A 1,685-nucleotide genomic window follows, 5' to 3' on the forward strand; every position below is an offset into this window, starting at 1 on the left:
GGTCGATCCGAAGATTGCCGGGACAACGCCTTGGCCAGGGTCACGACTGCGGCGATCATCGCGATGACACTGCCGGCGATGCCCACTACGAGGACGACCCTGGTCACCATCGCCCAGTCGACGGTCGTGTCGCCGAAGTCGAACGGGAAAACGTCCCAGATGCGTAGCGTCGCAAAGATTCCCACGACGTTGCTGGCGAGAGTGCCGAAGAACTTGATCCAGGCGTTGTCGTCGATGGCATAGACCACGTTGAAGACAAGATTGACCCAGATGCAGGCGTTGACCACACCGATGACGGATGCTGTTTCCGCCGTGAGGAACGGCAAGACCTCCCAGCCGGGCCAGATGTTCACCACCCACAGGAATGCGATGTTGATCAACACTGCGACGGTGTAGCCGGCCCGGCGGGCGGCGAGAGATGCGCGTTGCGGTGAAGCGGTGAGTGTCATGACGGCCCCCTAGCGGCGATCGAGGCGCGTCCACGCTATGACCTTTGGGGCGGTGTTCGTCAGAGGCGAAGGTCACCGATCCGGTCTCGCCGGGGTTCGTTCGTCGCACTGTTCTTCTTGCTGCTGGTCACGTGCGGTGGAGGGTGGCTACTCGGTCAGATTCGTGGTCAGTAACGTCACGTGACGGAATTGTTGGTGTGCTGTGCATGTCGGGAGCGCGTGGGTCCTCCGCAGCACCCTTGGAGTTCGGTCTGAGAAGCGCCTCGTGGGTTTCGAGTTTTTCACGTCAAACACCCCGCCTGGGCCGTTGGTCTCCAGTGGTCGGTCAGCGGGTGTCGGGACGGCCGGGCTGAGCGGTTGTACTTGTGTGACGACCGTCCGCGACCAGGGTGGCGGCAGTCACCGCCGGTGAGGAGGAATCCGAGCGACGACCGGTGACCAGGTTCCCTCCAGCTGGATCCGGCACGACCGCTGATCCGAGCGCCCGGCAAGAAGGTTCGAAAACGACCCCGGGCCCCACTACCTCGGATCGTGGCTACACCTCCGACTGGCAGAGTGCGGCGGCTCCGGGGGGACGCATGTCAGCTCGGTCGCGGATGTCCTGCCGCAACCCGGCCCGCTGGCGACATGGTCTGTGCGGAAGGTTTCACGTGAAACATGGTTTGGACAGCCGACGGATCCTGCCCTCCGATGCAGAGTCTTGCATCGTTGCTGGCAGGGCGGGTCTCAGTTCAACCGTGACGTCAGCGTCGGCGCCAGGCATTAACAGGCCAGCGAGCTGCGTCCCGGGCACGCCTCGATCGACCGGTATCTGGGACGTCACCCTGGCCGCACAACCTGGCCGACCTCGATTGGCTAAGCCGAGGCTTTCCACCTGCCGGTCGTCGAGGCTCATCGCCGGTGTCGTCAGGGCAGGGTCTGGCGGCGTTGCGGTCCGGCCGGGGGCGATCGCCGGAGGACCGGCCGGCCGCCCACTGTCGTTGGTGCAGGGCTTCAGGCCGTTAGGGGTGGCGATCTCCCTGCTGAGACGTCACTCGACCTTGCGCGCGGGGGTTTGTCGGGCGGCTCAGGCGGCCGCTCGAGTGCTGCGCCCGTGGTTCGACCTGGCAGCGACCTGCGTGTGTCTGCCTCGTCGAGCGGCGCTTGTGCAGGGATCCCGGCCGCTAGGGGCGCCGATCTCCCTGCTGTCCGGCCGACGAGCTGCACGTGCCGGAACTGGTGATGCTGCTGGCCACC

Annotated in this window: 1 protein-coding gene; it reads right to left on the minus strand. The window is 65.4% G+C overall.

The annotated features are described in order from the left end of the window. Positions 1-449: hypothetical protein (locus ACVBEQ_RS28025; protein WP_447156725.1), on the minus strand; the 449-nt coding region annotated here is incomplete at its 3' end. Positions 450-1,685: the final 1,236 nt, after the last annotated feature.

The sequence above is a fragment of the Nakamurella sp. GG22 genome (assembly GCF_052976845.2).